6 protein-coding genes are annotated in these 11,735 nt (G+C 48.1%); all 6 read left to right on the top strand.

What is annotated here, in order from left to right:
* Positions 1–80: 80 nt before the first annotated feature.
* The 6 genes from ACTQ50_RS15995 (at position 81) to ACTQ50_RS15970 (ending at position 11,564) form a co-directional block, all read left to right on the top strand.
* A complete protein-coding gene (locus ACTQ50_RS15995) occupies positions 81–1,232 on the top strand; it encodes a toxic anion resistance protein (RefSeq protein WP_441485014.1) in 1,152 nt (383 codons plus the stop codon).
* A 141-nt stretch (positions 1,233–1,373) separates the two neighbouring features.
* Positions 1,374–2,444, top strand: coding sequence for a flavodoxin-dependent (E)-4-hydroxy-3-methylbut-2-enyl-diphosphate synthase (gene ispG / locus ACTQ50_RS15990; protein ID WP_441485013.1), 1,071 nt, complete (start codon positions 1,374–1,376; stop codon positions 2,442–2,444).
* Between the two features lie 28 nt (positions 2,445–2,472).
* Complete coding sequence (locus ACTQ50_RS15985; RefSeq protein WP_441485012.1) at positions 2,473–6,996, top strand: PolC-type DNA polymerase III; 4,524 nt, start codon at positions 2,473–2,475, stop codon at positions 6,994–6,996.
* A gap of 147 nt (positions 6,997–7,143) precedes the next feature.
* Positions 7,144–9,102 (top strand): fructose-1,6-bisphosphatase, encoded by a 1,959-nt coding sequence (locus ACTQ50_RS15980; protein WP_441485011.1) that lies wholly within the window; start codon positions 7,144–7,146, stop codon positions 9,100–9,102.
* A gap of 15 nt (positions 9,103–9,117) precedes the next feature.
* Positions 9,118–10,533 carry an amidophosphoribosyltransferase gene (locus ACTQ50_RS15975; RefSeq protein ID WP_441485010.1) on the top strand — a complete coding sequence of 472 codons (1,416 nt, stop codon included), beginning with the start codon at positions 9,118–9,120 and terminating at the stop codon, positions 10,531–10,533.
* A 95-nt stretch (positions 10,534–10,628) separates the two neighbouring features.
* On the top strand, positions 10,629–11,564 hold the full coding sequence (locus tag ACTQ50_RS15970) for a YARHG domain-containing protein (RefSeq protein ID WP_441485009.1): 936 nt from the start codon (positions 10,629–10,631) through the stop codon (positions 11,562–11,564).
* The last annotated feature ends 171 nt before the right edge of the window (positions 11,565–11,735 follow it).

Below are 11,735 nucleotides of genomic sequence, written 5' to 3'. Positions count from 1 at the left end.
ATTACGAATACGTTCAGCAGTTACGAAACAACGAATGTCTGCTGGTAAATCCTGGCAGACCTATACACAAGGAGGACGCTATGGGAAACGAATTTACAGGTTTTGAAGATAACGCACCTACACTGACACTGGAGCCGGTTCTGGATGAGCCGAAGGCAGAGGTGACCGTACAGCCGGAGGCAGAAGCTGCGAAAAAGGAAATGGAGCAGACCGTTCTTTCCCCAGAAGAGCAGCAGATGGTAGACAGCTTTGCTAAGAAGATCGACATTGAGAATACCAACCAGATCCTTCAGTACGGTGCCGGAACCCAGAAGAAAATGGCTGATTTTTCCGACGCCGCTCTTGAGAATGTCCGTACACAGGACCTTGGTGAAGTAGGAGACCTGATCACCCAGGTGGTTGGGGAACTCCGGGATTTCGACGCCGCTGAGGAAGAGAAAGGTTTCCTTGGATTTTTCAAGAAACAAGGAAATAAGATCGAGAACATGAAGAACCGCTATGCCAAGGCAGAGGTAAATGTGCAGAAGATCACTACCTCTCTTCAGGATCACCAGATGCGTCTTATGAAGGACTCCGCAGTTCTGGAGAAAATGTATGCCCAGAATCTGAACTATTATAAAGAACTGACCATGTACATTCTTGCTGGAAAACAAAAGCTGCAGGAGGTACGGGAAGGCAAGTTAAAAGACCTGGAAGCCAGGGCAGCAGCCAGCGGACTCCCGGAGGATGCCCAGGAAGCCAAAGATCTGGACAGCAAATGCAACCGTTTTGAAAAGAAGCTTCATGATCTGGAACTGACCAGAACCATTTCCCTGCAGACAGCACCACAGATCCGTCTGGTACAGAACAACGATACCCTCATGGTGGAAAAAATCCAGACAACGATCGTCAATACCATTCCACTTTGGAAGAGCCAGATGGTGCTGGCACTTGGAATCGCCCATTCCACAGAAGCCGCCCAGGCCCAGCGCCAGGTAACAGACCTGACCAACGAGCTTCTGAAGAAAAATGCAGAGGCGCTTCACCTTGCATCCACAGAGACCGCCAAGGAATCCGAGCGCGGTATCGTGGACATTGAGACCCTGAAGCAGACCAACCAGGAGCTGATCGCCACTTTGGATGACGTTATGAACATCCAGAAGGAGGGCCGCGCCAAGAGAGCCCAGGCAGAACTGGAAATGCGCAAGATGGAAGAAGATTTGAAGAATAAATTGTTGGAAATCCAGCATTAAATTGCAAGAAGCAGTCAATACAAACACGAGCAGTATGCCTGAGAATATTTGCAAAATGCTGTGAAAGTAACCGTGCAGCAGGGGTGTCACAGACATCCCTTTTGTGCCCTTTAAATATAGAAGAAATGTGAGGAACTACGTATGTACAGAGACCATACCAAAGTAATTCAGATAGGAAATAAGAAGATTGGAGGCGGAAACCCCATCCTGATCCAGTCCATGACCAATACAAAAACAGAAGATGTACAGGCAACGGTAGAACAGATCCTTGCCCTGGAAGCAGCCGGTTGTGATATTATCCGCTGTGCAGTCCCTACCATGGAAGCTGCCAAAGCCCTGAAAGAGATCAAAAAGCAGATCCACATTCCTCTGGTAGCAGACATTCATTTTGATTATCGTCTTGCTATTGCAGCCATGGAAAACGGTGCTGACAAGATCCGCATCAATCCAGGAAATATTGGAAGCACAGAGCGGATCAAGGCTGTTGTAGACGTTGCCAAGGAGCGTAATATCCCTATCCGTGTAGGAGTAAACAGCGGTTCCCTGGAAAAAGACCTGGTGGAGAAATACCACGGCGTTACTGCAGAAGGCCTGGTAGAAAGTGCTCTTGACAAGGTGCGCATTATTGAAGAACTGGGCTACGACAATCTGGTGATCAGCATCAAATCTTCTGATGTTATGATGTGCGCCAAGGCTCACGAGCTGATTGCAAAACAGACCAATTATCCTCTCCACGTGGGAATTACAGAGGCTGGAACCCTTTATTCCGGTAATATCAAATCCGCTATAGGACTTGGCATTATTTTATATCAGGGAATCGGTGACACCATCCGTGTTTCCCTGACAGGTGCTCCTCTTGAGGAGGTAAAATCCGCCAAACGTATTCTGAAAACTCTTGGACTTCGCAAAGGAGGCGTGGAAGTAGTTTCCTGTCCAACCTGCGGCCGTACCCAGATCGACCTGATCGGTCTCGCCAATAAAGTAGAAACCATGGTGCAGGATATCCCTCTTGACATTAAGGTTGCCGTTATGGGCTGTGTAGTAAATGGCCCGGGAGAGGCGAAAGAGGCAGATATTGGAATTGCAGGCGGCGTAGGCGTAGGTCTTCTGATCAAAGGCGGCGAGATCGTGAAGAAGGTACCGGAGAATCAGCTACTGGATACTTTGAGAGAAGAATTGATGAATTGGGATAACAATAAGACTCAGGAGTAATAACAAACAGAAGGTGTATATTCTATAAATGGAAAAAGAATTTTTTGACGTATTTCCAAACTTAAAACTGAAGCAGGAATTAAGCGAACTTCTGGAAGATGTGATCGTCACCAAGGTAGCCTGTAACTCAGCCAAAACCTGTGTCCGCGTCTACTTAAAAAGTGACCGCTGGATCCACAAAAAGCACATTTTCAGCCTGGAAGAGCAGATCAAGAGACAATGCTTCCCAGGGCTTGAGGTAAGTGTAAAGGTAATCGAGAAGTTCCATTTGTCCAGACAGTACACGCCGAAGAATTTTCTGGATACCTACCGTTCCAGTATGGAGCTGGAGCTTCGCAATTATAATATGCTGGAGTACAACCTGTTCAAGCAGGCCCAGATCACGTTTCCAGAAGATGACTGCCTGAACATGGTGCTCCCGGATTCTGTGATCTCCAGACAGAAAAGCGAGATCTTGATCGAGTACCTTCATAAGGTATTCTGCGAGCGCTGTGGAATGGACCTGAAGGTTTCCCTGGATTATGTACAGACGGAGGAGAGCAAATACCGCAAGAATGCGGCCATTCAGATTCGCCAGGAAGTGGCAAATGTGCTGAAGCACGCCAAGCTTTCCACAGAAGGAGAAGAGGCAGCACCGGCTCCTGTGGCAGAGGAAAAAGCTGGAAAAGGGGCAGCAGAGGGCAAGACCGCCGCTGCCAAGCCGGAGAAAAAAGCTGCAGCCCAGGAAAAGAAGCCTTTCGAGAAAAAACCATTCGAGAAGAAGGGCAAATGGGGCGATTTCCGCGGAGGCTTCCGAAAGGATCCAAACCCGGATGTTATCTATGGAAGGGATTTCGAGGACGAACCGATCCCACTGGAAAATATTGTACAGGAAATGGGAGAGGTGATCATCCGCTGCCAGGTTATGGATGTGGAAGCAAGGGAAATCCGAAACGAAAAGACCATTCTGATCTTCCCGGTTACGGATTTCACAGATTCCATTACAGTAAAAATGTTCCTGCGCAACGAGCAGGTACCGGAGATCAAAGAGCATGTGAAAAAGGGTGCCTTCCTGAAAATCAAAGGAGTCACTTCCATCGACCGTTTCGACGGGGAGCTTACCATCGGTTCTATTTCCGGAATTAAGAAAATCTCCGATTTCCGCAGCTCCAGGGTGGATACCAGCCCTCAGAAACGAGTGGAGCTTCACTGTCACACCAAGATGAGTGACATGGATGGCGTAACCGAGGCCAAGGCCCTGGTAAAACGTGCCTATGAGTGGGGACATCCTGCCATTGCCATTACAGACCACGGTGTGGTACAGGCGTTCCCGGAGGCAAACCACTGCTTTGATGCATGGGGCGGCTGTGTACCAAAAGACTCTGATTTCAAGGTGCTCTACGGCATGGAAGCCTACCTGGTAGACGACCTGAAAGGTATGGTCACCAATCCTAAGGGTCAGTCCTTAGATGGAAGATTCGTTGTTTTTGATATTGAGACCACGGGATTTTCCCCGCTTACCTGTAAGATCATCGAGATTGGTGCAGTACTGGTGGAAAATGGGAAGATCACAGACCGTTTTTCCACATTTGTCAATCCCCAGGTGCCAATTCCCTTCCGAATTGAGCAGCTGACCAGCATTAATGACAGTATGGTTATGGATGCCCGTCCAATTGAAGAAATTTTACCGGAATTTCTGAAATTCTGTGAAGGAGCTACCATGGTAGCCCACAACGCAGATTTTGATATGAGCTTTATTATAGAGAACTGCAATCGCATGGGAATCCCCAATGATTTTACCTATGTGGATACGGTAGGTATGGCAAGATTCCTGCTGCCGGCGCTGAACCGATTTAAGCTGGATACAGTGGCCAAGGCCGTTGGTGTTTCCCTGGATCACCATCACCGCGCGGTGGATGACGCAGAGTGTACGGAGCGTATTTTTGAAAAATTCGTAGGAATGTGCCGGGAAAGGGACATTACAGACGTAGACCAGCTGAATGAGCAGGGAAAAGTTTCCCCTGATACGATTAAGAAGCTGCCTACTTACCATGCCGTTATTTTCATGCGCAATGAGACGGGCCGTATCAATCTGTACAAGCTGGTAAGCCAGTCCCATATTAAGTACTTTAACCACAGGCCCCGTGTGCCGAAGAGCGTGTTCGAGGCACACAGGGACGGACTTCTTATTGGAAGTGCCTGCGAAGCCGGCGAACTTTACCAGGCTCTTTTACGGAACGCACCGGAACAGGAGATCGCAAGGCTGGTAAGCTTTTATGATTATCTGGAGATCCAGCCTCTTGGGAACAATATGTTCATGATCGAGGATGAGAAGAACGATACCATCCACTCCAAGGAAGACCTGATCGAGATCAACAAAAAGATCGTGAAGCTTGGAGAGCAGTTCCACAAGCCGGTTGTGGCTACCTGTGATGTCCATTTCATGGATCCCCAGGATGAAATCTACCGCCGTATCATCATGGCCGGAAGCGGTTTCAAGGATGCGGACAACCAGGCGCCTCTTTATCTTCGCACCACAGAAGAAATGCTGGAGGAGTTTTCCTATCTGGGAAGCGAGAAGGCAGAGGAAGTGGTAATTACAAATACAGTGAAGATAGCGGATATGATAGAGAAAATGTCCCCTATTCATCCGGATAAATATCCGCCGGTCATTGAGAACTCCGACCAGGATTTAAAGGATATGTGCTTCCAGAAGGCACATGAAATGTATGGGGAGGTTCTTCCGAAGATTGTGGAAGACCGTCTGGACAAAGAGCTGAACTCTATTATTTCCAATGGATATGCGGTGATGTATATCATTGCCCAGAAACTGGTGTGGAAGTCCAATGCAGACGGCTATCTGGTTGGTTCCCGAGGTTCTGTTGGATCTTCCCTGGCAGCCACTATGTCTGGTATTACAGAGGTTAACCCTTTGCCGCCTCATTATCTTTGCCCAAATCCGGAGTGCAAGTACAGCGACTTTGATTCCCCGGAGATCAAGACATTTGCAGGTATGGCGGGGTGCGACATGCCAGACCGGATCTGCCCGAAATGCGGCACCAAGATGACGAAACAGGGCTTTGACATTCCTTTTGAGACCTTCCTTGGATTTAAGGGAGACAAGGAGCCTGATATCGACCTGAACTTCTCGGGAGAGTATCAGTCCAATGCCCATCATTATACAGAGGTTATATTCGGAAAAGGTCAGACCTTCAAGGCTGGAACCATCGGTACCCTTGCAGATAAGACCGCATTCGGATATGTGAAGAACTACTTTGAAGAGCGGGGACAGCACAAGCGTTCCTGCGAGATCAACCGGATTGTACAGGGCTGCACCGGTATCCGGCGAAGCACCGGCCAGCATCCTGGAGGAATTATCGTACTCCCTATGGGAGAGGAAATAGAGAAATTTACCCCGGTCCAGTACCCGGCAAACGATTCCAGCAGTGGATTTATCACCACCCATTTTGATTACCACTCCATTGACGGAAACCTGCTGAAGCTGGATATTCTGGGACACGATGATCCCACCATGATCCGTACCCTTGAGGATATGACAGACTTAAATGCAAGAGAGGTCCCTCTTGATGATAAGGCAGTTATGTCATTATTTGCCAGCACCGAAGCTCTTGGGATCGAGCCCAAGGACATTGGCGGCTGTAAGCTGGGCTGCCTTGGAATTCCAGAGTTTGGTACTGATTTCGCCATGCAGATGCTGATTGATACCAAGCCGAAATATTTTTCCGACCTGATCCGTATTGCGGGACTTTCCCACGGTACTGACGTTTGGCTGGGAAATGCACAGACTCTGATCGAAGAAGGGAAGGCTACTATTTCTACAGCAATCTGTACCCGAGATGATATTATGATCTATCTCATTGGCCAGGGGGTGGAGAGTGGTCTTGCCTTTACCATCATGGAGAGCGTCCGTAAGGGAAAAGGCCTCCGTGACGAATGGATCACCACCATGAAGGAACACGGCGTTCCAGACTGGTACATCTGGTCTTGTAAGAAAATCAAATACATGTTCCCGAAGGCCCATGCGGCGGCTTACGTTATGATGGCCTACCGAATCGCCTGGTTCAAGGTGTTCCAGCCGCTGGCTTACTACGGGGCATATTTTAGTATCCGTGCTACTGCTTTTTCCTATGAGTTGATGTGTATGGGAAAAGAGAAGCTGGAGTTTTATATGGCGGAGATCCGTAAGAAGGGAGATTCTGCATCCAAGAAAGAACAGGATACCCTGAAGGATATGCGTATTGTCCAGGAAATGTATGCAAGAGGCTATGATTTCATGCCGATTGATATTTACCGGGCAAAGGCGCACCGTTTCCAGATCATAGAGGGCAAGCTGATGCCGTCTATTGATTCTATAGAAGGTCTTGGAGATAAGGCGGCGGACGCTGTGGTGGACGCGGCTGCACAGGGAAGATTCCTTTCCAAGGATGATTTCCGCGACCGGACCAAGGTCAGCAAGACCGTAATTGATCTGATGGATAAACTTGGTCTGTTTGGGGATATTCCACAGTCCAACCAGATTTCGCTGTTTGATTTCTCTACGAATGCTGGTTAAGGGAGAGAAGTCTGATTTACGCGAGCAACGAGCAGAGGGTATTTTTGTTTGCTATTTTAGATAGATACTGTAATTAGAAAATTCAGATGTTGCTGACTGCATCCAGAAGTGGGCTGCAGTCAGGCTGCTTGCAAAACAGGAGGTTTCATGAAGACAGAAGAACTGCGCTACCTACAACGTCTGGCGGAGCTTTACCCTACCATTGGGAAGGCTTCCACAGAGATCATCAACCTTCAGTCTATTCTCAATCTGCCAAAGGGCACCGAGCATTTCCTCTCTGACATCCACGGAGAGTACGAGGCTTTTTCCCATGTACTCCGAAACGGCTCCGGTGCAGTGCGTAAGAAGATAGACGATGTATTCGGACATACCTTAAGCAACAGTGACAAACGTTCCCTGGCAACCCTTGTGTATTACCCCAAGGAGAAGATTGCCTATGTGAAAAAGACCGAGACGGACATGGAGAACTGGTACAAGATCACCTTGTACCGTCTCATTGAAGTGTGCAAGACAACCGCCTCCAAGTATACCAGATCCAAGGTGCGAAAAGCACTTCCGGCTGACTATGCCTATGTGATCGAAGAGCTGATCACGGAGAAAGCGGAGGTCCTGGACAAAGAGGCCTACTACGATTCCATTGTGGATACCATCATCGACATTGGAAGGGCAGAGAATTTTATCATTGCCCTTGCGGAGCTGATCCAGAGGCTGGTCGTAGACCATCTTCATGTGCTGGGAGACATTTACGACAGAGGACCGGGCCCTCACTTTATTATGGACCGTCTCATGGAGTACCATTCCCTGGATATCCAGTGGGGAAACCATGATGTGGTGTGGATGGGAGCTGCTGTGGGACAGGCTGCATGCATGGCAACGGTGATCCGGAACAGCATCCGTTATGGCAACCTGGACATTCTGGAGGATGGCTACGGGATCAATATGATGCCCCTTGCCGCTTTTGCAATGGAAGTGTATGGGGATGATCCATGTGAGGTTTTTGAGGTTCACGGAAATCCTTCCAATTACAATGCACTTGAGAAGGAACTGAGCCGGAAAATGCACAAGGCCATTTCCGTGATCCAGTTTAAGCTGGAAGGAGCACTTGCCAAGGAACATCCCGATTTTCACATGGAAAACCGGTGTGTGCTGGAGGGCATTGATCCGGAAAATGGTACGGTGCGTCTGCCAGATGGAAGTGTGCATAAGCTTCTGGACTGCCATTTTCCAACCATTGACTGGGAGCATCCCTATGAGCTCACAGACGGGGAAAAAGAGGTGATAGAGCGTCTGACCTCTGGTTTTCGCAACTGTGAGAAGCTTCAGAACCACATGCAGCTTCTTCTGGACAAAGGCGGCCTTTATAAGACTTATAACGGCAATCTTTTGTTCCATGGAAGCATTCCGCTGAACGAAGACGGAACCTTAAAAGAAGTTGAGATTTACGGTGAGACTTGTAAAGGCAAGGCACTTTATGATAAACTGGAAGCCTACGTAAGAAAAGCATTTTTCACCGTAGATGAGAAGGAGAAGAAGGCAAGCCAGGATATTTTGTGGTATATCTGGGCCGGACCAAATTCCCCACTATATGGAAAAGATAAAATGACCACCTTCGAGCGTTACTTTATCGCAGATAAAGAGACACACAAGGAGAAAAAGAATGCCTACTATCACCTCTGGGAGAAGGAAGAGGTGGTAAACCGCATGCTGGAAGAATTCGGACTGGATCCGGAGGAAGGGCATATTATCAATGGTCATGTGCCGGTACATCAGCTGGAGGGAGAGAATCCGGTGAAATGTAACGGCAAGGTGATCGTAATTGACGGTGGTTTCTGTGAGGCGTACCGGAATGTGACCGGTATTGCCGGATATACTCTTGTTTATAGTTCCTATGGCTTGAGCCTGACTGCACATGAGCCTTTTACCTCGGCGGAGGATGCAGTGGCTACCGAGCGGGACATTGTGTCAAACCGTGTGGCGGTCCGCTACAATCCAAGGCGTGCCCTTGTTGGGGATACGGATAACGGTAAGGCACTGAAAGAACGAATTCAGGAGCTGAAACAGCTTTTGGATGCCTACAGAAAAGGCGTTATAAAGGAGAAAAAATAAGGAGACTAAGGAAAAATGGGTGGAATTTTTGGTGTTGCTTCAAAGTCTGATTGTGTAATGGATCTGTTTTTTGGAATTGATTATCACTCCCATCTGGGTACCAGGAGAGGTGGAATGGCTGTATATAGCAGAAACGCCGGGTTTAACCGGGTGATCCACAATATTGAGAACTCTCCGTTCCGTACCAAGTTTGACAAGGATGTGGCAGAGATGGAAGGAAATCTTGGAATCGGCTGTATTTCCGATAATGAACCACAGCCCCTTCTGGTGCGCTCCCATCTTGGAAATTTTGCAATTACTACAGTTGGTAAGATCAACAATATAGAAGCTTTGGTGGAGAAATGCTTCAAGGATGGGCACACCCATTTTCTGGAGATGAGCGGCGGCAGCGTGAACCCTACAGAGGTGACTGCTGCGCTGATCAATCAGAAGGACAGTATTGTGGAGGGAATCCGGTATGCACAGGAGATGATCGAGGGTTCCATGACCCTTCTTCTTATGACTGGGGAGGGGATTTATGCCGCCCGTGACCGGTATGGACGGACCCCTCTGGTAATCGGCAAGAAAGAGGATGCATGCTGCGCTTCATTTGAAAGTCATGCTTATATCAATCTTGGATATGAAGATCTGAAGGAACTGGGACCTGGAGAGATCGATTTTATTACTCCGGAGGGAGCACAGGTGCTCCAGAAGCCTGGAGACAAAATGCGGATCTGTTCTTTCCTGTGGGTATATTATGGGTATCCTACCTCTACCTATGAGGGCGTAAACGTAGAGGAAATGCGCTATAAGTGCGGAGATATCCTGGCTGGAAGAGATGCAGGAGAGGTAAATCCGGACCTGGTAGCAGGAGTGCCGGATTCTGGTATTGCACATGCCATCGGTTATGCAAACCGTTCCGGAGTGCCATTTGCCCGTCCGTTTATTAAATATACCCCTACCTGGCCAAGATCCTTTATGCCTACACAGCAGAGCCAGCGAAACCTGATCGCCAGAATGAAGCTGATCCCGGTACATAGACTGATCAAGGATAAGAGCCTTCTTATGATCGATGACTCCATTGTAAGAGGTACCCAGCTTCGGGAGACTACCGAATTCCTCTATAATAATGGTGCAAAGGAAGTGCACATCCGCCCGGCATGTCCGCCTCTTTTATATGGCTGCAAGTACCTGAACTTTTCACGTTCCAAGTCTGAGATGGACCTGATCACAAGACGGATCATTGCAAAGCGTGAAGGGGACAATGTGTCCGATCAGATCCTGCAGGATTATGCAAATCCGGATTCCACCAATTATAAGGAAATGCTGGAAGAAATCCGCAAGGAACTGAATTTTACCTCATTGAAATACCATCGTCTGGATGACCTGAAGAAGTCCATTGACATTGAGCCATGCAAGCTTTGTACCTATTGCTGGAATGGACAGGAATAAGTGATACTAAGGAGAAAGGGGACAGGCAGAGAGTAATTCGTTACTGGTCTGATTGTGAACAGTAACCGGAATTCTTTTACTGGAGGTGACCGTTTTTGAAAAAACACAACAAGGATGTACTAAAAGCAACCCTGTTTGCGCTGATCGCCATATTTGTTATGGTGGGGATTGCTGGAATCCTGTTTGCAAACCATAAAAAGAAAATTCAAAAAGAGCAGCAGAAGAAGGCTGCCATTGAAGCATTGGAAAAGGTGCCTACGGTGACACCAACTCCTGCGGCAACGGCAACGCCTACGCCGGAGCCTACTGCTACGGTAACACCCACTCCGGTGATCACCCGCGCACCTGCTTTTATGGCAAATGATTATCTGGGAACCTGGTACAGTAAGGATGGTCTGGTATGCCTTAGTATAGATGATCTTACTTTGAAGTCTGTTACCTTTACGTTTTCCCAGGCAAGTGACAGTGAGGGTACCAGGGTTTCAGAAGCTTCTGATACTGCAAAAGTTGCTGGAAATGCGGCGAAGCTGGACTTTACAGATTCCTGGGGAAATCAGGTAAGCGGCAATATGACCTTTGACCAGGGCAAGCTTTATCTGCGCCTGGATACGACTGTAACAGCTGATGGGGCAGGAATGGCTCCGAAGGTGGATGGCGTGATGACAAGGGAGAAAGCGGCAGCGGAAGCTACGGCTACACCTACGGAAACAGCGTCTGAGGAGAGCAAGGACATTTCCGGCAGAGATTACATATTCCCGGACAGCGACAGCCGTTATCTTACAGATGAGGATCTGGAAGGATATTCCTCTGATCAGCTGGAACTGGCGAAAAATGAGATTTATGCACGCCGTGGAAGAAAGTTTGTGACACAGAGGATCGCAGATTATTTTAACAGCAAATCCTGGTATAAAGGAACGGAAGATCCGGAGACCTTTGATGATAACCAGGGGGATATTTTCAACGAGTACGAAGTGGCCAATATCTCCAAGATCGCGGATACAGAGGAACTGCTTCGAAGCCAGGGCAAGTAGCCTTTGGATGGGAAAATGAAATGTTGAAAGCAAGAAATGAGGGGGACCAGAGTCCCCCTCATCAGATTGTAGACAAAGCCCTGCTTTTGCAGGGTTTTGCTATTGTTGGAACCGCTTTTCTGATATAATAAATATCAGAAGGGCGGTGTTTTTTATGATGACGAAAAATGC

Source organism: Blautia sp. Sow4_E7, from assembly GCF_052116245.1.
Taxonomy (GTDB): domain Bacteria; phylum Bacillota; class Clostridia; order Lachnospirales; family Lachnospiraceae; genus Blautia_A.
This window is presented reverse-complemented; position numbering and strand designations above follow the sequence as displayed.

What these genes read in the sequence shown, in the direction of transcription:
- ACTQ50_RS15995 (WP_441485014.1), top strand. Translation starts at nt 81, where the DNA reads ATGGGAAACGAATTTACAGGTTTTGAAGATAACGCACCTACACTGACA.
- ispG (WP_441485013.1), top strand. Translation starts at nt 1,374, where the DNA reads ATGTACAGAGACCATACCAAAGTAATTCAGATAGGAAATAAGAAGATT.
- ACTQ50_RS15985 (WP_441485012.1), top strand. Translation starts at nt 2,473, where the DNA reads ATGGAAAAAGAATTTTTTGACGTATTTCCAAACTTAAAACTGAAGCAG.
- ACTQ50_RS15980 (WP_441485011.1), top strand. Translation starts at nt 7,144, where the DNA reads ATGAAGACAGAAGAACTGCGCTACCTACAACGTCTGGCGGAGCTTTAC.
- ACTQ50_RS15975 (WP_441485010.1), top strand. Translation starts at nt 9,118, where the DNA reads ATGGGTGGAATTTTTGGTGTTGCTTCAAAGTCTGATTGTGTAATGGAT.